This is a genomic window from Alloactinosynnema sp. L-07, assembly GCF_900070365.1.
Taxonomy (GTDB): Bacteria; Actinomycetota; Actinomycetes; order Mycobacteriales; family Pseudonocardiaceae; genus Actinokineospora.
On sequence record NZ_LN850107.1, the window covers coordinates 1,015,427 to 1,033,435 of the forward strand.

General features: G+C 68.6%; 15 protein-coding genes. 5 read left to right on the forward strand and 10 right to left on the reverse strand.

Going from position 1 to position 18,009, the window contains the following annotated elements; genetic code table 11:
• Nucleotides 1–39: 39 nt before the first annotated feature.
• Nucleotides 40–543: an NUDIX hydrolase gene (locus BN1701_RS04955; RefSeq protein ID WP_231949486.1), complete on the forward strand. Its 504-nt coding sequence runs from the start codon at nt 40–42 to the stop codon at nt 541–543.
• On the opposite strand, the gene BN1701_RS04960 is transcribed toward BN1701_RS04955, so the two are convergent.
• The 7 genes from BN1701_RS04960 to BN1701_RS04995 form a co-directional block, all read right to left on the reverse strand.
• Nucleotides 540–2,021: a helix-turn-helix domain-containing protein gene (locus BN1701_RS04960; protein ID WP_054045924.1), complete on the reverse strand. Its 1,482-nt coding sequence runs from the start codon at nt 2,019–2,021 to the stop codon at nt 540–542. The two genes, BN1701_RS04955 and BN1701_RS04960, sit on opposite strands and share 4 nt — an antisense overlap.
• Nucleotides 2,022–3,013: 992 nt before the next feature.
• Nucleotides 3,014–4,063 (reverse strand): alpha/beta fold hydrolase, encoded by a 1,050-nt coding sequence (locus tag BN1701_RS04970; protein WP_231949487.1) that lies wholly within the window; start codon nt 4,061–4,063, stop codon nt 3,014–3,016.
• Nucleotides 4,064–4,074: 11 nt separating this feature from the next.
• Entirely contained in the window at nt 4,075–5,322 is a 1,248-nt protein-coding gene (locus BN1701_RS04975) for a triacylglycerol lipase (RefSeq protein WP_054055628.1), read from the reverse strand.
• A 14-nt stretch (nt 5,323–5,336) separates the two neighbouring features.
• Nucleotides 5,337–6,170, reverse strand: coding sequence for an alpha/beta fold hydrolase (locus tag BN1701_RS04980; RefSeq protein ID WP_067521060.1), 834 nt, complete (start codon nt 6,168–6,170; stop codon nt 5,337–5,339).
• A 140-nt stretch (nt 6,171–6,310) separates the two neighbouring features.
• Nucleotides 6,311–7,087 (reverse strand): sulfite exporter TauE/SafE family protein, encoded by a 777-nt coding sequence (locus BN1701_RS04985; protein WP_054045930.1) that lies wholly within the window; start codon nt 7,085–7,087, stop codon nt 6,311–6,313.
• A 337-nt stretch (nt 7,088–7,424) separates the two neighbouring features.
• A complete protein-coding gene (locus BN1701_RS04990; RefSeq protein WP_054045932.1) occupies nt 7,425–8,777 on the reverse strand; it encodes a rhodanese-like domain-containing protein in 1,353 nt (450 codons plus the stop codon).
• 108 nt (nt 8,778–8,885) lie between these two features.
• Entirely contained in the window at nt 8,886–9,260 is a 375-nt protein-coding gene (locus tag BN1701_RS04995; protein WP_054045934.1) for a PH domain-containing protein, read from the reverse strand.
• Between the two features lie 249 nt (nt 9,261–9,509).
• On the opposite strand from BN1701_RS04995, the gene BN1701_RS37095 reads away from it, so the two are divergent.
• From BN1701_RS37095 to BN1701_RS05010, 3 genes are all read left to right on the forward strand, one after another.
• Nucleotides 9,510–11,432 (forward strand): M14 family zinc carboxypeptidase, encoded by a 1,923-nt coding sequence (locus BN1701_RS37095; RefSeq protein ID WP_231949488.1) that lies wholly within the window; start codon nt 9,510–9,512, stop codon nt 11,430–11,432.
• Nucleotides 11,433–11,680: 248 nt separating this feature from the next.
• Complete coding sequence (locus tag BN1701_RS05005) at nt 11,681–13,528, forward strand: S8 family serine peptidase (protein WP_054045937.1); 1,848 nt, start codon at nt 11,681–11,683, stop codon at nt 13,526–13,528.
• Nucleotides 13,529–13,651: 123 nt separating this feature from the next.
• Nucleotides 13,652–14,161: a MarR family winged helix-turn-helix transcriptional regulator gene (locus BN1701_RS05010; RefSeq protein ID WP_054045939.1), complete on the forward strand. Its 510-nt coding sequence runs from the start codon at nt 13,652–13,654 to the stop codon at nt 14,159–14,161.
• Here BN1701_RS05010 and BN1701_RS05015 read toward each other — a convergent pair.
• On the reverse strand, nt 14,128–14,949 hold the full coding sequence (locus BN1701_RS05015; RefSeq protein ID WP_054045941.1) for an NAD(P)-dependent oxidoreductase: 822 nt from the start codon (nt 14,947–14,949) through the stop codon (nt 14,128–14,130). The two genes, BN1701_RS05010 and BN1701_RS05015, sit on opposite strands and share 34 nt — an antisense overlap.
• 152 nt (nt 14,950–15,101) lie before the next feature.
• Between BN1701_RS05015 and BN1701_RS05020 the strand changes: the two genes are divergently transcribed.
• Nucleotides 15,102–15,347, forward strand: coding sequence for a hypothetical protein (locus BN1701_RS05020; protein ID WP_054045943.1), 246 nt, complete (start codon nt 15,102–15,104; stop codon nt 15,345–15,347).
• Here the strand turns inward: BN1701_RS05020 and BN1701_RS05025 are convergent.
• Together BN1701_RS05025 and BN1701_RS05030 are read right to left on the reverse strand one after the other, a co-directional pair.
• The gene (locus BN1701_RS05025; RefSeq protein ID WP_054045946.1) at nt 15,334–16,329 is read right to left on the reverse strand and encodes a crotonase/enoyl-CoA hydratase family protein; all 996 of its coding nucleotides are present in this window, start codon (nt 16,327–16,329) and stop codon (nt 15,334–15,336) included. The genes BN1701_RS05020 and BN1701_RS05025 overlap by 14 nt on opposite strands.
• A gap of 13 nt (nt 16,330–16,342) precedes the next feature.
• On the reverse strand, nt 16,343–17,965 hold the full coding sequence (locus BN1701_RS05030) for an acyl-CoA dehydrogenase family protein (protein WP_054045948.1): 1,623 nt from the start codon (nt 17,963–17,965) through the stop codon (nt 16,343–16,345).
• Nucleotides 17,966–18,009: the final 44 nt, after the last annotated feature.

Below are 18,009 nucleotides of genomic sequence, written 5' to 3' on the forward strand. Positions count from 1 at the left end.
GGCGCGGAGTCAACCCGATGGGTTGTCCACGGTGAACGATTGGTCGATGACACTCGGCGGCTGCGGCTGAGTGTGGCGTCGGTCGAGTTGCCCGATGGTGTGACGTTCGAGCAGTACGTGCTTCGGGTGCCGAAGGCCGCGATGGTGGTCGTGGTCGATGACCAGGAGCGGGTACTGATGATGTGGCGGCACCGGTTCATCATCGACAAGTGGGTGTGGGAGCTGCCCGGCGGCTACGTCGATCCCGACGAGGAGCCCGGTGCCACTGCGGCTCGTGAGGTCGAGGAAGAGACTGGGTGGCGGCCCCGGAATGTCCGACCGCTGGTGTCGCTGCAGCCCATGGTGGGCAGCGCGGACGCGGAGAACCTGCTCTATGTGGCGTCGGGCGCGGACTACATCGGTGCACCCGAGGACATCAACGAGGCTGAGCGGGTCGAGTGGATTCCGCTGGCCTCGGTGCGTGACCTGATCGGGCGCGGCGAGGTCGTCGGCGCGGCGTCGTTGGTCGGTCTCCTGCACGTCTTGGCGTTCGGCGCGGGCTAGCGGGTCGGGACCGGGATGCCGACATCGACCAGCTGCCGGTAGAGCGTTCCGACACCCGCGTGCGACCCGTAGGGCGCCAGCCGCCGCGCCAGGTCGGCGAGGTAGGCGGCGCTGCGGACTGACCGCACCGACCCGGTCATCTGCACGGCCAGGGAGCCGTGTGCGCACGACTCGTCGACCTTGCCTTGGTCGGCGAGGATCGAGGCGAGCAGCGCGGTGTTGAACAGCCGTCCTCGCTCGTATCCGGCGCTCATCTCCAGGGACCGACGTGCGAATGCCTCGGCGTCCTCGGCCATGCCGAGGTCTCGGAAGGTGTGAGCGAACTTCGCGGCGAGGTAGGCGGCGTCGAAGTAGGTGAGCCAGGTCGGCAGGTGGGTCGGGTCGACGGCGGTGAAGAGGTTCTCGGCTTCTCGCAGCGCCGCCAGCGAGCCTCGTTTGTCGCTTCGCAGAGCCAAACCGTGCGCTTCCATCACAGCGGCTTCGGCGTGGAGGGCGGGGGCGTTGACCCGCTTGGCGGTCTGGCGTGCGGCGAGGGCGAGATCGACGGCCGAGTCGGGGCTGCCGTGGAACGCGGCGTGGTGGCTCATGCCCGCCAGCATCTCCGCGCCCAGCGCGTCATCCCCGGCTTCCTGGCACAGGCGGAACGCCGTGCGCAGGTGCCGTCGACCGGTCTCGGCCTGGCCGGTGTCGTAGGCCATCCACCCGGCGAGTTGATGCAGCTCGGCGGACGCGCCGAACAACTCCGACCGCGCGGCGTTCTTGGAGCGGGTGTCGTTGAGCATCGGTTCGACGGTCGAGGTGATGTAGGAGGTGACGGCGGTGTGGCTGTGCGCGCCGCCGTAGCGGTTGTCGATCCGGCGGAACGCGCCCGTCATCTCGCGGACGAGATCGACTTCCGGGCTGCCAATCGAACCGGCCGGTACCGGCGCCGGTTGTTTGGCTCCGTTGGGACGCAAGAGCGAGGCGCCCACGCCGAACGCCGTTGTCGCGAGGAACTGTCGTCGATGCACGTCTCCGCCTTGACTGTCTGCGCGGGTGGATGGCGGCAGCGTAGAAGGCGGTGCGGCAGACACGTATGCGTGAGGCGAATCCGGTGACAGCGTGAACCACAGGCACCGCTGGGGAATCCGCAGCGTCCGCGCCCACCGATCCAGCTTGTCGAGATCCCGTGTCGGGGTGTCGCCGCGCTCGATGCGACTGACCTGCCCTTGGGTCAAGCCCAGCCACACCGCCAGGTCGGTCTGTTTGATCTCAGGTATCTGGGCCTTGCGGTAGGCCCGCAGCAGCTTGCCGAATTGGCGCTGCGCGAGGACTTCCACGATCTCGGCCGAGTCCCAGAACGCGTCGGGCAACTGCGGCGCGCTGCCCCGCTGCGCCGTCACGTTGCGCGCGCAGGGGCTGCACAGTCGACCGCGGTTGTCCGCGGCCAGCCGCGCACCGCACTCGCGGCAGACCCCGCGACGCGACCGATCGGCCATCGGTACCCCTATCCCAGATGATGACCGACAGTGTACCGACCAACACGGTACGCCACCTGCGGAAATGCGTGCCATACATATCCGCAGGCCATATGCGCGACATGCGCCCCGCCCCGCGTGCCCACCGCCCATCGTCGACACCACCACGACGAACCGCGGCCGCGGAAGGCCCGGCCGGATCCAGCTGTTGGGAGATGTACATGATCAAGCGCCACTGCGGCCCACATGGTGTGCCGTCATGAGCGGCACCGTCTGGGTGCTCATCCTTCTGGGCGTGTCAGCGGCCCTGACCGTCGGATTGACCATCCGCGACGTCGTGCGCGACGTACGCGACTTGCGAGGTCGGTGATGACCTCGGCTCCGATATGGACCCGACCGCCGGTGATCTGGTTGACCTGTTTGGATCGGCTCGACCACGCGGTGCGGGACGAGGAATTCGGCACCTGCGCGTCAGGGGTGTTCGAGGCGGTGTGCGGCGCGTCGGTGGTGCCCGCGTCCTCGCACTGCGCGCCGCGTCCGCCATGCGCTGGGTGTGGCCGGTTCGTGTTGGCGTGGGCGCAGGCCACCTCGGCGCGGCCAGGCGCCCCTGACCATAGCGAGCGTCGATGGATGCGATGGCTGGGGCGAGGCAGGCGATGACGGCGGCGCGGCCTGAGGCACTGTTGTTGGTGCGTCTGCGATCAGGTCCGAGGGTGCGTGAGACGCAACGGGTCGTGCACCTAGTCCCTGTCGCCGAGTCCGATGGGAGGCCGCTTGCGGTGTTGACGGCGTTGTGCGGGTTCACCCCCGTCGCGGGGGAGGTCGACGTGTTGCCAGGGTTGGGCGGGATGCCTTGCGAGCGCTGCATGTCGCGCACCGCGTCCCCGGAGGGTACCGCGCTCCGCGCGGCCAACTTCCCGGCCGTGGGCGGTGCATGGTGAGCGGGTTTCGGGCCTGGCATTGCGCGCCCTGACTACCGGGTTAGCCAGACCACGGAACCCTCACTCCGTCAGCTAGTGGCCACCCTTGCTGAGGATTCCCTCCAGTGCCGCGTTGAACTCCGTGGGCTTTTCCAGGTGGGGAGTGTGGCCACAGTCGTCTATGACGATTTCATCGTAGGTTCCGCCTGCTTCCGCGTAGCGGGTCAGGACGGCTCTGGTCTGCGCGAGCATGGGTTGTGGTGGGTGGGTTTCGGCGCCGGGCCAGCCGGGGATGGCGCCGAGGCTGCCGAGGTAGGCCAAGTCGAACATCGAGCCGTCGGAGACGATTTGGTCGGCTGCGCCGCGAATCCAGCGGATGGGGGGTTTGGGGGTGATGGTGTGGAGGTCGTCGATGCGGAAGTGGTTGGGTGCCAAGGCGTTCAGAACGCCTTGGGTGCCGGGGGCGGCGCCGGGCCAGGCGTCGGTCGGAGTGGTGTCGCCGGGGTAGTGGGGGTCGCCGGTTCTGGTGCTCAGCATGGAGGTGACGTAGACGTCGGCGTCGGTGGGTTCAAACGGGGGTTTGAAGTAGAAGGCGTGCATGATCGTTCGTGGGGCGAATGGTGAGTCGTCCGCGGTGACTCCGTCGGCGAGCATCTTGACGAACTCCGGGTTGGCGCCGCCCGCGCCGGAACCGGCGCCGTTCGGGTCGATCAGTTCGCCGTTCTCGCCGCGGGTGGCGCCGAAGCCGAAGGGGGAGACCGGGTTCACCAGGGTGAGGGTGCGGACCGACGCCGGGTGGTCGCGCAGCAGTTGGAGCGCGATGCCGCCGCCCATGCTCCAGCCGACCAGGTGGACGGGGCCCAAGTCGAGGGTGTTGAGCAGGGCCGCCACGTCGTCGGCATAGTCGCTGAGGCCGCGAGTGGCGTCGACCGGTTCCGGGTCGGTGTCGCCGAAGCCGCGCAGGTCGACCGCGATCGGGCGGTAGCCCGCGGGCAGGTCGAGCATCGGGCGCTGCCAGAACAGGCTCGACGACACATTGCCGTGGATGAACACCACCGGGTCGCCGACGCGGTCGGTCTCCAGGATGTTCATCGTCAGCCGGTGAGTGGGCACCCGGCGGGCGCTGATTCCGTTGAACAGCATGGTCATTCCTCTCAGGACAGCCAGGTCGCGACCTGGGACATCGACGCCGATGCCCAGCCGAGCTGCAAGTGGTTCGCGGAGTGGATCGTCGAGGTGCCGCCCAGCGTGGCCACGCCGGTGGTGTCGAGGGCGCTGGCGATGAAGACGATGCCGTCGCTCGGGCCGCGGGTCTCGTTCCACACTCCGACGATGTTCGCCGCGCCGCCCGCGAGCAGGTAGACCCGCACGCCGCTGGGGGTTCCCGCACCTTGAATAGCCGCGATGAGTGAGCCCGCGTTGATCGCGGCCTGGATGCCGGGGCCGTCGGTGTAGAAGCCCTGGCCGCCGTGGTAGGTGGTGTACCAGTCCTGCGCGGAGGTGTTGACGCCGAACACGCCGTCCCAGCGCTTGAGCATTTGGCGTTGGCCGGGGTAGGCGTCCCAGCCCGCGGTCGGGGTGATCGATAGTTCCGGGTGGTAGGTGTATTGGCCGTAGCAGGTCATCCTGGTGTGCGGGCTCGGCGCGTTGATCTTGCCGCCGCACTCCGGCCAGATGGAGAAGTCGTGCGCCCAGCCGTGGGCGAAGGGGTAGTCGTAGCCGCCGTTGGGGCCGCCTAGGGTAACCAGCCTGCGCACGTCGCCCGCGTAGGAGCGGCCCCAGGACGGCTTCACCGACGACACATACATCCGGCCGGACATCATCCCCTTGCTCCAGCCGACCACGTCGACCTGCGTGACCCCGAGCCGCGCCTTGATGATCGCGATGGCGTCGCCGACCTGCTGCGCGTGCTGGCGGTTGTCGCCCTGCTTGTGGGCGAAGCCGACGGCGAACACGCGGTGCCCGCGCGAGCTGAGGTACTGCATCATGCCGGTGGACGGGCAGCTCGCCGAGCCGCAGCCGAAGCCGCCGGACTCGTTCGGGTTCGCCCACGCGCGGTCGGGATTGTCGTTGGCGCCGTGGACGAGCAGCACGGGCACCGGCTTGCTGCCGGTGGACCAACCGGGCGCCGAGTACAGCAGGAACCGGCTCGACGATGGCCGGGCGACGTTGTTGAAGAACGTCTTGCGCTGACCGTCCTGGTCGCCGCGGCCGTCCGGCGGATACTGCTCGTCGACGAAGCCTGGAGTCGTGTCGCGGTAGCGGTCGACCTTCTCCCAGCCGTTGGCGACCGTGGTGTAGGTCGCCTCCTTGGTCAGGTAGGCGGGGTCGGCGGCGGCGGTCCCGGTCGGCACGAACACGGTCGCGGCGACCACGGCGGCCGCGGTGAGTAAGCGAAGCATCGGCGTCTCCACGGTCAGGAAGCGAGCGCGGAAGCCACGGCGCGCACGCCGTCCGCGCCGAAGAGGATCGAATAGTGGTTGCTGCCGTCCACGGTCCGCACGGTGAACGGGTAGTCCTCGGTATGCGGGTAGAGCGGTGATGGTTCGTCGAACAAACCCTTGGTGGCGCGGATGAGTAGCGTGTCCGGCTTGAGGGCGGCGAACGCGGCGCGGGGGACATCGCCGCTGTGCAGGTCGAGGAAGTCGGTCCGCACGGCATCGGCGTTGACCCGGCTGCGCAGCTCCGGCTCGGTCCCGATCAGATCGTAGTCCACATAGGACTCTATGTCGGCGGTCCACTCGGCGAAGGCGGGGTGCGCGCGCCAGAAGTCGCGATAGGACTCACGATCGGGGAAGCGCATACTCAAGCGCTTGACCGCCGGGCCGAGCGCGGTCTCGATGTCGTCGACGCCGGGCAGGGGAGCGCCGCCGTCGACCAGGACCAGCTTGGCTACCCGCTCCGGATACCGGTGGGCGAGCACAGCGGCGACGAATCCACCCATGGAGTGACCGACGACGACCGCCTCATCGATGCCGTGAGCGTCCAGGACGGCCACGCAGTCCTCGGCGTGGGCGGCCATGCCGAAGGGGCCGGACAACTCGCTGCTGCCGCCGCGTCCCCGCAGGTCGGGCGCGATGATGCGGCCGGGATGGGCGGCGGCCACGGCCGACCACGCCCGGTGCGACGCGGTGATGCCGTGGATCGCCAGCACCGGGCGGGCGGGCTCGGGGTGTCGTCGCGCCGGGTTCCACTGGGCCACCGTGAGGTGTCCGCCCGCGACGGGGACGGTGGACAGGGACGCGGACATGGCGGCGACCTCCTCCAAGGGCGGGTCACCGACGATGTGACCTGGCAGGCGCACACCTTCCCGCCCACTCGTGCCCACCGTCAATGTGGCTGACCACCATCATGATCACGCTGGTGTAGTGCTGGGAACCATGCGCCTGTTCAGTGGGGCCGGACCACGGCGTCGATGAACATGAACGCCGCCAACCCGAACAGCAGACACGCGAAGATCCGCTTCAGCGTCGCCGTCGACACCTTCCCCGACAGCCGCTTCCCATCCCACGCGCCGAGCAGGGCAGCGCCCGCGAACGGCCCGATGATCCGCCAGTCGAGCGTGAGCTGGGCGGTGGCCAGCCGGGTCGCCAACGCCGCCGCCGAGTTGATCGAGATGACGAACAGGCTGGTCCCGATCGCCACCCCCATCCGCAGCTTGAGCACAGTGACCAGCGTCGGCACCGCCAGGAACCCACCGCCGACGCCGAGCAGCCCCGTGACCGTGCCGAGCCCAGCCCCCGCCGTCAACACCTTGGACAACCCGACCCGCCGCGCGGTCAACACGGTGCCGGTCGACGCGGGTTCGACCAACTGGGTGGACCGCAACATCGCGATCCCCGCCGCCGCCGCGATCATGGCGAACGACCCCGTCAGCACCGCGTTGGGAATGAACCGAGCAAGTGCGGCGGCGGCTATGGCCGGAACCACCCCCGCCGCCGCGAACGCGACCCCGGTACGCCAGGCGACAGCGCCCGCGTGCCGGGTCAGAGCGGTTAGCGAGGTGGCGCTGACGATCAGCAGACTGGCCGTCGCCGCCGAGGTCGGATCAAGGCCGAGCAGGTAGATCAACGCGGGTACGGCAAGCATCCCCCCGCCGCCCCCAAGGGCGCCGAGCGCGAGCCCGATCACCGCGCCCGCGCCGAGGGCGAGCACCAGGGCACTCAACCGGACTCCGGGCAGACGTTGGGGAGCAAGGTGGAGCGGTGGTGGGGCGACGAGACGCAAGACGGCCGGGCGGAGCGACTGGGCCGCAAGGTCTGCGCACTGGACCGCAGCCCAAACCCAACGGGCCCAACAGAACGGCCTGTTTGGGTGGTTCGCCTTGATTTGGGGTGAATGGGCCTAAACTTTCGGCGCGGGTGGGCTTCACCTGGCCCACCTTTTAGACCCGCGCAGGCCCATTCGAGGGGCCCCAAATCAAGGCGAACCACCCAAACAGGCGCCCCAAGGCCAAGCCGCAGCCCGCCCCAGTGCGCTTGCACCCAAGGCCCCGCAACGCCGATCACACGTGCTCCGGGTGGACAACCGGAAACCCACCGTCGAGCCAGGCTGAGAACCCGCCAGAAAGATCCGCGACATCAGCGAATCCACGAGCCCGCAACACCGAAGCCGCGACCGAAGACCGATACCCGCCCGCACAGAACACCACCGTCGGCAAAACCGGGTCCAACTCGTCCAGCCTGCTGATCAGCTCTGGAAGCGGAAGCAGAAGAGCACCGGAGATCGTCCCCGACACCTCAACCTCACCCCGCCCACGGACGTCAACCAGACGGACGTCGAGCGTGCTCAGTTCCTCGGCGGTCACCCGACGGGCCCGCAAACGACCAGCGGATCCAGTGAACTCACCCACCACCTGATCGAACCCGATACGGGCCAACCGATTGCGCGCCTCCACCGCGTGCCCATCCGCGCACACCAGCACGATCGGGTCCTCCGCACGAAGAACCTGCCCGACCAGTTCAGCGAACCGCCCACCAAGACCCACATTGATCGCGCCCGGCAGATGGCCGGCGGCGAACGCATCCGGATCGCGGGTATCAAGCACCGTCACACCGGCAGGAAGCGCGTCGAGCGCAGGAACCGGGTCGGTCTCGTGCAGCGTCGGCCGAGCCTCCCGATTCCGATGCGACGCGTAGGCGAAGTACATCGGCGCGAGCGTCTGGCCCTCACACACCGCCCGGACGAAGTCGTCCTCGCTCATCGGCGCGAGCGCGTAGTTCGTCGCGCGCTGTTCGCCGATGGTGCTGGTGGTCTCGCTGGACAGGTTCTTCCCGCAGGCCGACCCGGCGCCGTGGGCGGGGAAGACGCGGGTGGCGTCGGGCAGGGTGAGCAGCCGCTGCCTGGTCGAGCGGAACAGGGCCCTGGCCAGCTGGTCGGCCGACCAGCCCACCGCGCCGAGCAGGTCGGGTCGGCCGACGTCGCCGATGAACAGGGTGTCGCCGGTCAGTACACCGTACGGTACAGCGTCGCGTGCGTGCTCGCGGATCACGACGCAGATCGACTCCGGGGTGTGGCCCGGCGTGTGCCGGATCTCCAGCTCGACCTCACCGAGGGAGAGCCGGGCACCGTCGGTCAGCCGGTCGATCTCGAAGTCCACCTGCGCCGCGGCCCCGTAGGCGATCCGGGCGCCGGTGGCCTCGGCCAGCTCCAGATGCCCGGAGAGGAAGTCGGCGTGGACGTGCGTCTCGACCACCAGCTCGATCTTGAGCCCCCACGCGTCGGCGTCGGCGAGGTAGCCGCCGATGTCGCGCTGGGGGTCGACCACGACCGCTCGCCCGGTCCCACGGTCTCCGACCAGGTAGGACGCGTGGGACAAGCAGTCGAGGTAGTACTGCTGGAACACGAGGTTGTCCACGCGCACCCGCCTCCCTCAAATGTCCGTACAAATACCGTACGGGTCCGGCTGAGGGGACGACAAGGGGAACCGGACGTGAACGTGCGCACTGCGCACGCCCGCGACCGCTCAGAGAACGTAGGAGGCGATCATGTGACCCAGTCCGCGGATGTCGGCGCTGCCCTTGAACTCGAGCCGGACGCTGCCGAGCCCGCTGAACCACAGGTCCAGCTCGGCGTCGCGGTCGAAGGTGCCCGCCGTCTCGATGGAGAACGCCTGGATCTTGTTGTAGGGCAGTGAGGTGTAGTCGCGCTTCTTGCCGGTCATGCCCTGCACGTTGACCGCGATGAGCCGCTTGTTGGTGAACACGACGAAGTCGCGCACGCCCTTGAAGCAGCTCAGGACCTGCTCCCCGGCGATGATCAGTGGGGCGACCGCGGGCTCGATGTCCCTCGGGTCGCACGGCGAGAGCTTGAAGACGGCACTTTTCTGAAAGTCGATCATGAATCCACGGTACCGGTGTGCTTGTTCCGTCGACTGTCCGTGCCCTCACGTTCGATCCATGTGGTCCGCGTCACACACGGCGGCGGGCGTCGCCGCCTGGCCGCCACCTGTGGGTGTCCCCGGGACGGGTGGAAGAAACAAGGCACCGCCGGAACGTGACCTTGAATTCCGCTCGACATGGGCTATCTTGCACAGCGAATTGCCCTCCAATGCCGGGTACCCCCGGCATTACCCCTGCAGGAGGAAAAAGTGAATCGCAAACGCGCGGCCATCTTGGCCGGAGCGATTGCCGCGACCGCGTTGGTCGTGTCGATGGGGTCCAACCCCGCCATCGGCGCGAAGGCGAACCCGCAGAACGAGCGGGCCACCGCCGAGTACCACGTGACCGGCGTGAAGAACGCTCAGGACCGCACCGCCATCGCCAAGACCGGTGCGGCCATCAACGGCACCGAGGACTCTCGGCTGCTCATCACCGCCACCCCGGGTGAGGTCGCCAAGATCCGCGCCCAGGGCTTCGCCGTCGAGGCCGACGCCGTCGCGGCGGTCCAGGGCACCCAGTCGGCCAACGGGATCTACGACTTCCCCTCGGCAGACTCGGGCTTCCACAACTACTCCGAGATGGTCGCGGTCATCAACAAGGCCGTCGCCGACCACCCCGGGATCATCACCAAGCAGGTCTACGGCAAGTCCTACGAGAACCGCGACCTGTACGCGATCAAGATCTCGGACAACGCGGCCACCGACGAGGCCGAGCCGGAGGTGCTCTTCACCCACCACCAGCACGCCCGTGAGCACCTGACCGTCGAGATGGCGGTCTACCTGATCAACATGTTCACCGACGGCTACTCGACCGACAGCCGCGTCAAGAACCTGGTCGACACCCGCGAGATCTGGATCCTGCCCGACCTCAACCCTGACGGCGGCGAGTTCGACATCTCCACCGGCTCCTACAAGAGCTGGCGCAAGAACCGGCAGCCGAACGCCGGGTCTACCGCCGTCGGCACCGACATGAACCGCAACTGGAACTACAAGTGGGGTTGCTGCAACGGCTCCTCGGGCAGCACCAGCTCGGACACCTACCGCGGCCCGTCGGCCGAGTCGACGCCCGAGGTCAAGGCGGTCGCGGACTTCGTGCGCGGCCGCAAGATCGGCGGTACGCAGCAGATCACCATGGGTATCGACTTCCACACCTACAGTGAGCTGGTGCTCTGGCCGTTCGGCTGGACCTACGACAACGTCGCGCCTGGCCTGAACGCTGACGAGGAGCGGATCTTCCGCACCATCGGCACCGAGATGGCGCAGACCAACGGCTACACCCCGGAGCAGTCCTCCGACCTCTACATCACCGACGGCTCGATCGACGACTGGCTGTGGGGCGACCAGAAGATCTTCGGCTACACCTTCGAGATGTTCCCGGCCAGCGCCAGCGGCGGTGGCTTCTACCCGGGTGACGAGGTCATCTCCCGCGAGACGCAGCGCAACAAGGCCTCGGTCCTGATGATGCTCGACTACGCCGACTGCCCGAAGCGCTCGATCGGTCAGACGTGTGGGACCGCTGGCGTCTCGGTGGCCAACCCCGGCAACCAGACCGGCACGGTCGGCACCGCGGCCAGCGTGCAGCTGACCGCGTCCGGCGGCACCGCGCCGTACACCTGGTCGGCCACCGGCCTGCCCGCTGGAGTTTCGATCAACTCGACCAGCGGTCTGATCTCTGGCACGCCGACCACCGCGGGAACCTACAACGTGACCGCGACCGCGACGGCCACGGCGGGCGGCTCGGGCACCACGAACTTCTCGTGGACGGTCAACCCGACCGGCGTCTGCGCGCCGCAGACCAACGGCACCGACGTCGCCATCCCGGACTCGCCTGGCGCGGCCGTGACCAGCACGATCACCATGTCGGGCTGTTCGGGCAACGCGTCGGCCACCTCGAAGGTGGAGGTGCACATCAAGCACACCTGGCGTGGTGACGTGGTCATCGATCTGGTGGCGCCGGACGGCACCGCGTACCGCTTGAAGAACTCCGCCAGCAACGACAGCGCGGACAACGTGGACGCGACCTACACGGTCAACCTGTCCTCTGAGGCCCGCAACGGTGCCTGGAAGCTCAAGGTTCAGGACGTGGCCCGGTACGACACGGGCAACATCGACACCTGGACGCTCACCCTGTAAGTAGCTACACCGCTAGATCGAATGCCTATAACCTCCTCGGCCACGGGGCGGTTATAGGCATTTCGGCGTATCAGGGACATGGGCCAGATGGCCGCAGGTGTGAACAAAAGTGTTTATTGGGAATTGTTGTTGGATGGTCGCTCGCTGTTAATACTCGGATTCGTTCACACCGCACGAGCTCATTCAACGTCCGGCAAATCGCCAACGAGGGCTGGCCTGCCGGGTGTCCCTGCATTGAGGAGCACCGCATGCGTATCCGAACGACCCTGTCCGCCAAGAAGACCCTTGGCGCGGGTCTCGCGGCCGCCGCGGCGATCACCGCCGCTGTGGTCATGCCCAACTCGGCCTCGGCCGCCGAGGGCACCATCCTGGCCGAGGGATCGGCCGAGGCGATCAAGGACAGCTACATCGTCGTCTTGAAAGACAACCTGACCGCGCAGGCCGACGTCTCCGGGCGCGCGGGTGACCTCGCGAGCCGTTACAACGGCAAGGTCGGCTTCACCTACCAGGCCGCGCTGCGCGGCTTCTCGGTGACCATGTCGGCCCAGCAGGCGCGCAGGCTCGCCGCCGATCCCGCTGTGTCCTATGTGGAGCAGGACCGGGCGGTCAAGATGCTCACCGACCAGCTCAACCCGACCTGGGGCCTGGACCGGGTCGACCAGCGCGACCTGCCGCTGAACCAGAAGTACACCTACAACAACGGCGCGTCGAACGTCACCGCGTACATCATCGACACTGGCATCAACTACAACCACACCGACTTCGGCGGGCGCGCGACCTTCGGGTTCGACGCGTTCAGCGACGGCCAGAACGGCAAGGACTGCCAGGGCCACGGCACGCACGTCGCGGGCACCGTCGGCGGCACCACCTATGGCGTGGCCAAGGAGGTCAAGCTCAAGGCCGTGCGCGTGCTCAACTGCCAGGGCGGCGGCTCGGTGTCCACCGAGGCCGCGGGCGTCGACTGGGTGACCGCGAACGCGGTGCTCCCGGCCGTGGCCAACATGAGCCTCTACACCGGCACCGCGAACGAGCCGAGCACCGTGCTCGACACCGCGGTGAAGAACTCCATCGCCAAGGGCGTCACCTACGTCGTCGCGGCGGGCAACTTCAACGACGACTCGTGTAAGTACTCGCCGCAGCGGGTGCGCGAGACGATCAACGTCGGCAACTCGACCAGCAGCGACGCCCGCGCGTCGACCTCCAGCTATGGCGTCTGCACCGACCTGTACGCGCCGGGGTCGAGCATCGTGTCCGCATCGCACAGCAACAACAGCGGCACGGCGACGATGAGCGGCACCTCGATGGCCTCCCCGCACGTCGCGGGCGGGGCGGCGCTCTACCTGGCGGGCAACGCCGCGGCGACCCCCGCCCAGGTGCACCAGGCGATCATCGACAGCTCCACCCCGAACAAGATCACCAACCCGGGTACCGGCACCCCGAACCGCCTGCTGTTCGTCGGCGGCGTCACGCCGGGCGGCGTCTCGGTGACCAACCCTGGCAACCAGACCTCGACGGTCGGCACGGCGATCTCGCCGCTGCAGCTCTCGGCGTCCGGCGGCAGCGCGCCGTACACCTGGTCGGCCACCGGTCTCCCAACCGGCCTGTCGATCAGCGCCTCCGGTGCCGTCAGCGGCACCCCGTCGGCGTCGGGTGTCTACAACGTGACCGCGACGGCGACCGACAGCTCCAGCCCGGCGAAGTCGGCGACGACCTCGTTCACCTGGACGATCAACACGATCGCGGGCTGCGCGCCGCAGACCAACGGCACTGACGTCGCCATCGCGGACTCGCCTGGCGCGGCTGTGACCAGCACGATCACCATGTCGGGTTGCTCGGGCAATGGTTCGGCGACCTCGAAGGTGGAGGTGCACATCAAGCACACCTGGCGTGGTGACCTGGTCATCGATCTGGTGGCGCCGGACGGCACCGCGTACCGCTTGAAGAACTCCAGCAGCTCCGACAGCGCGGACAACGTTGACGCAACCTACACGGTCAACCTGTCCTCTGAGGCCCGCAACGGTGCCTGGAAGCTCAAGGTTCAGGACGTGGCCCGGTACGACACGGGCAACATCGACACCTGGACGCTCACCCTGTAGTTCCCGCTTTCCGAATGCCACCCCCCACGACATCGGGGGTGGCATTCGGGCTGCCCAAGGTGTCGTCCTCCGGCACGTACGATGTCGAACGATACGTACATCGAATGATGGGCAGGGCGAACGATGGGCGAGCAGGATCTGCCGCTGGTGCCCGGCAGCGTGGCCGAGCACACCAGCTGCCTGCTGGTGAAGCTGGGCCAGGTCGCCTTCCGGCTCGCCGAGCGGAACCTGGCGAGCCACGAACTGCGGGTCCGCCACTACAGCATCCTGCAAGCCCTGGCCGACAACGGGCCGATGACGCAGCTGGCGCTCGGGGCGTACCTGCGCATCGACCCGGCCACGATGGTGACGAGCCTGGACGACCTGCAGACCCACGAGCGGGTCGAGCGGGTCCGTGACCCCAAGGACCGGCGCCGCTACGTCGTGGAGCTCACCAAGCTCGGGCGGAACCTGCTCGGGCCCGCCAACAACGCCCTGAACGCGCTCGACGGGGTGGTGTTCGAGGACTTGACCGACACCGAGGCGAAGACCTTGCACCGCCTGCTGTCCAAGCTGTCCAACGGCCACACCCTCCCGCACGAGTTCGACGTCGCGCGGGATCAGTCGTCCAAGAAGATGTCCAGCGCGAGCTGACCCGTGGCACCCTCGGGCCGGTAGCGCTCCAGGTCGGTCACACCTTCGGCGACGAGCACCTCGTCGTCGATGAAGTGGTTGCCGGTGCACGCGCGCGAATCGCGGGTGAGGACCGCGTGCGCCGCGTCGGCCACGATGGCCGGGGTCCTGGCCTGGTCGGCCCCACCGAGGATGTTGCGCACGGCCGCGGTGTCGATCAAAGTGCGCGGCCACAGCGAGTTGGCGGCGATCCCGTCGGCGGCGAACTCGTTGGCCAAGCCGAGGGTGCACAGGCTCATGCCGTACTTCGACAGCGTGTAGGCCAGGTGCCTGCCCGGCCAGTGCGGCGCGAGGTTGAGTGGTGGCGACAGGGTCAGGATGTGTGGGTTGGCGGCGGCCCGCAGGTGGGGGATGGCGGCCTTGCTCAGCAGGAACGTGCCGCGGGTGTTGATGTCCTGCATGAGGTCGTAGCGCCTCATGTCGACCTGCTCGGTGCCGGACAGGTCGATCGCGCTGGCGTTGTTCACCACGATGTCGATCCCGCCGAACCGCTCGACCGCCCGCGCGACCGCGGTCGCCACGTCGGCGTCCACCCGCACGTCACCGACCACGGCCAGCGCCTTGCCGCCCGCCCGCTCGATGTCCTCGGCGGCGGTGAACACGGTGCCCTGCAGCTTGGGGTGTGGCTCGGCGGTCTTGGCCAGCAGCACCACGTTGGCACCGTCCTCGGCCGCCCGCAGCGCGATCGCCAGCCCGATGCCCCGGCTGCCGCCGGACATGACGATGGTCTTGCCCGCGAGCGTGCCCATATGGTGCCTCCTGTGACGTCGGTTGGTCCTGCGAATAATACGTACCACGAATGATATGTTTCCCCTATGGTTTAGTGGTCGAAGGAACCGACGACGTCCGGGGTGTACAAAGGCACCATCGCCGCGACGTGCGGCCGATCCGAAGGAGCGCCATGTCCCGCCTGCTCGGAATCTCGCTCGCTCTGACCGGGGCCGCGCACTTCGTCGTGCCCAAGGCGTTCGAGTCGGTGTCGCGGATGGCGTTTCCGGAGGAGACCGGGCGCTGGATCAAGCGAAACGGGGCCACCGAACTGGCGATCGGGCTAGCGCTGACCGCCGACCGCACCCGCACGGCAGGCGCGGTCGGCCTGGTCGCCTACGGCGCGTGGCTGGGATCGCGGCTGCTCAAGAACCGTTGACCTGGCGTTTGTGGTCGCCGAAAGGTTCGTCGCGTTCGCGGACGGCCTCGCGGAAGCCCACGGTCATCGCGCGCCGCTGGAAGGCGTATCCCTCCCTGGTGTGGCGGGAGACGCCGTCGAACACCGTGCTGATCATGGTCGAGTTCTGCACGCCCTGGGCCAGCAAAGCGCTGTTCAGTGCCAGCTTGACCATCATCAGCTGGTTCACCGGCATCATCGCGATCTTGTCGACCAGGCGCTCGGTCACCGCGTCCAGGTCCTCGATCGGGGCGGACTCGACGGCCAGTCCCCACTCGGCGGCCTGGGTGCCGGTGATGCAGTCGCCGGTGAGGAGCAGGCGCTTGGCGCGCTGGTCCCCGAGGCGGTGTGACCACATGCCCGCGGCGGGGACGCCCCAGACGCGGGTGGGCGGGTACCCGATCTTGGTGTCGTCGGCGGCGACGATCAAGTCGCAGTACAGGGCGATGTCCGTGCCGCCCGCGACGCAGAAGCCGTGGAGTTTGGCCACGGTCGGCTTGTTCGCGTGCAGCAGGCTGGAAAAGCCGCGGTTGAAGCGGCTCATCATCGCGTAGTCGGCCATCGGGTCCCAGGTGCTTCCCGGCACGTGGTTGCGGGCCTGGACCACCGGGTCGACGACGCTGCCGACCTGGGCGTCCCGGCCGTCGGGCGCCCAGCCGTTCTCCGCGTAGATCGACAGGTCGTAGCCGCCGCAGAAGCCCTTGCCCCGGCCGCTGAGCAGGATCACGTGCACGCGCGGGTCCAGGTCGGCCCGCTCGACGGCGGCGGTGAGGTCGGCGGGGGTGTCCGCGGTGATGGCGTTGCCGCGTTCGGGGCGGTTGAAGGTGATGCGGGCGACGCGGCCGGTCACCTCGTAGGTCAGGGTGGCGTAAGCGACCTCGGTGTCCGGGCGGGGGCGGTCGGCGAACAGGGAGTCCTCGCCCTCGGTCCAGCCCTGGCGCCACGGAGCCGTGTTGTCTGACATGGGGGACTCCTGCTCAGTGGGGGAGGGCGCGGGTGAGGATCGCGTCGACGTCGGCGGTGGTGGGCAGGGTGCCGAAGGCGTGGCCCCAGTCGCCGCCGAGGCGGGTGGCGCAGAAGGCGTCGGCGACGGCGGCGGGGGCGTGGCGGACCAGCAGGGAACCCTGCAGTGCCAACGCCATCAGCTCGACCAGGCGGCGGGAACGGCTCTCGATACCCTCAAGATCGGACAGTTCCGCGCCCAGTCGGGTCACCGCGGCGTCGAGGTGGGTGTTGGCGCCGGTGGACAGTGACAGCTCCGCGATCAGTGCCTCCGCTGTCGAGGGCTCCTTGGCCAGCGCGCGCAGCACGTCGAGCGCGTTGACGTTGCCCGAACCCTCCCAAATGGACAGAAGGGGCGCCTCCCGGTAGAGGCGCGGCATGCCGGACTCCTCGACGTACCCGTTGCCGCCCAGACATTCCAGGGCCTCGGCCGTGAACGCCGGGCCGCGCTTGGTGACCCAGTACTTGCCCACCGCCGTGGCGATGCGGCGGAACGCGGTCTCGGACTCGTCGCCGCGCACGGCTCGGTCGGCCGCGCCCGCCAGCCGCAGTGCGAGGGTCGTGGCGGCCTCGGACTCGATGGCGAGGTCGGCCAGGACGTTGCGCATCAGCGGCTGGTCGATGAGGTTTGCCCCGAAGGCGGCGCGGTGGCGGGTGTGGTGGCCCGCCTCGACCAGTGCCTTGCGCATGATCGCCGACGTGCCGATCACGCAGTCCAGGCGGGTGAAGTTGACCATCTCGATGATCGTCTTGACGCCGCGACCCTCCGCGCCGACCAGCCACGCCACCGTGTGGTCGAACTCCGGCTCCGACGAGGCGTTGGAGCGGTTGCCGAGCTTGTCCTTGAGGCGCTGGATGCGGAAGGTGTTGCGGGTGCCGTCGGGCAGGATCCGGGGGACCAGGAAACAGGACAGGCCACCCGGTGTCTGCGCCAGGACCAGGAACACGTCGCACATCGGCGCCGAGGTGAACCACTTGTGGCCGGTGAGGGTGTAGACGCCGGGTTCGGCGGTCGGGGTGGCCGCGGTGGTGTTGGTGCGGACGTCGGAGCCGCCCTGCTTCTCGGTCATCCCCATGCCCGCGAGGATCCCGCGCTTGGTGGTCGGGATCCGCAGGCCGGGGTCGTATTCGCGGCTGACCAGCAGCGGCTCGTAGATCGCGGCGAGGTCGGGCTGGTGGCGCAGCGCGGGCACCACGGCGTAGGTCATCGACACCGGGCAGCCGTGCCCGGCCTCGGTGTGCCCCCACACCAGGGCGCCCGCCGCACGGGCCACGTGTCCGCCCGCGCGGTTGTCGGCCCACACCGACGCGGCCCCCTCGACGACGGCGACGCGCATGAGGCTGTGCCAGCTGGGGTGGAACTCGACCTCGTCGATCCGGTTGCCGTAGCGGTCGTGCGTGCGCAGCTCAGGGGGATACCGGTTGGCCTGCTCGGCCCAGGCCTGGGCCTCCTCGCCGCCCGCGAGCTTGCCCAGCCGCCGCACGTCGTCCTCGGCCCAGCTGGCGCCCTCACGGCGCAGACCTTCGATCAGGGCGACATCGTCGGCCGCGTCATAGGGGGTCAGCGGGGGAGCCTGGTTGTCGACCTGATGCGTCATGACCGCATATTACGTTCACTCTGCGACCGCAGCAAGGGTGTAAT

Bases quoted from the DNA above. Each gene is read 5' to 3' on its own strand.
- BN1701_RS04960 (WP_054045924.1), bottom strand. From the start codon at position 2,021: ATGGCCGATCGGTCGCGTCGCGGGGTCTGCCGCGAGTGCGGTGCGCGG.
- BN1701_RS04970 (WP_231949487.1), bottom strand. From the start codon at position 4,063: ATGCTGTTCAACGGAATCAGCGCCCGCCGGGTGCCCACTCACCGGCTG.
- BN1701_RS04975 (WP_054055628.1), bottom strand. From the start codon at position 5,322: ATGCTTCGCTTACTCACCGCGGCCGCCGTGGTCGCCGCGACCGTGTTC.
- BN1701_RS04980 (WP_067521060.1), bottom strand. From the start codon at position 6,170: ATGTCCGCGTCCCTGTCCACCGTCCCCGTCGCGGGCGGACACCTCACG.
- BN1701_RS04995 (WP_054045934.1), bottom strand. From the start codon at position 9,260: ATGATCGACTTTCAGAAAAGTGCCGTCTTCAAGCTCTCGCCGTGCGAC.
- BN1701_RS05005 (WP_054045937.1), top strand. From the start codon at position 11,681: ATGCGTATCCGAACGACCCTGTCCGCCAAGAAGACCCTTGGCGCGGGT.
- BN1701_RS05010 (WP_054045939.1), top strand. From the start codon at position 13,652: ATGGGCGAGCAGGATCTGCCGCTGGTGCCCGGCAGCGTGGCCGAGCAC.
- BN1701_RS05015 (WP_054045941.1), bottom strand. From the start codon at position 14,949: ATGGGCACGCTCGCGGGCAAGACCATCGTCATGTCCGGCGGCAGCCGG.
- BN1701_RS05020 (WP_054045943.1), top strand. From the start codon at position 15,102: ATGTCCCGCCTGCTCGGAATCTCGCTCGCTCTGACCGGGGCCGCGCAC.
- BN1701_RS05025 (WP_054045946.1), bottom strand. From the start codon at position 16,329: ATGTCAGACAACACGGCTCCGTGGCGCCAGGGCTGGACCGAGGGCGAG.
- BN1701_RS05030 (WP_054045948.1), bottom strand. From the start codon at position 17,965: ATGACGCATCAGGTCGACAACCAGGCTCCCCCGCTGACCCCCTATGAC.